A 515-nucleotide genomic window follows, 5' to 3' on the forward strand; every position below is an offset into this window, starting at 1 on the left:
CTTCCGACCACCGCAGTTTGGGAGGCTCCAATGACAGGCGAGCAAATCGTGTAGATAAGCTGGGGCACGAACGCGGTGACCAGTCCAATACCAGCAATGAAAAGCCAATCGGATTGTTCTCTAGGAAGAAGCTCTCCAACCTCAGTACCAAGGATGAGCGGTGTGAGGCCCAGTACAGACCCCAGAGAAACTGACGCGATCCGTGCCAACGGCGCAATCCGTGCCAACTTGTGTACGAGGACGCAAATTCCGAAGCCAAACCCAAATGGAGCGGCGAGAGATATCAACAGCGTTGGCAGATGCTCCGCAGGCACTGACGCGGGCGAACCAGCAATGACAGCCGCCACCACAATCAGACCAGCGGCCAATATGGCGCGTCGCGTGGGTGCATCGCCAAACACAGCCCAAGCAATAACTAGGGTGAACACCGGATAGGTCATGTAGAGCACACCCACTGTCGATGCGGGCAACTTCTCCAGCGCCGTTACATATCCGATCCAACCAATCCCCATTAC

1 protein-coding gene is annotated in these 515 nt (G+C 56.1%); it reads right to left on the reverse strand.

Annotated elements, in window-relative coordinates; all coding sequences use genetic code 11:
• The coding region (locus tag ACR0CG_RS24190; protein ID WP_480528072.1) for an EamA family transporter at positions 1–515 on the reverse strand (515 nt) is incomplete at both ends.

The organism is Ruegeria sp. AB8 (assembly GCF_056542605.1).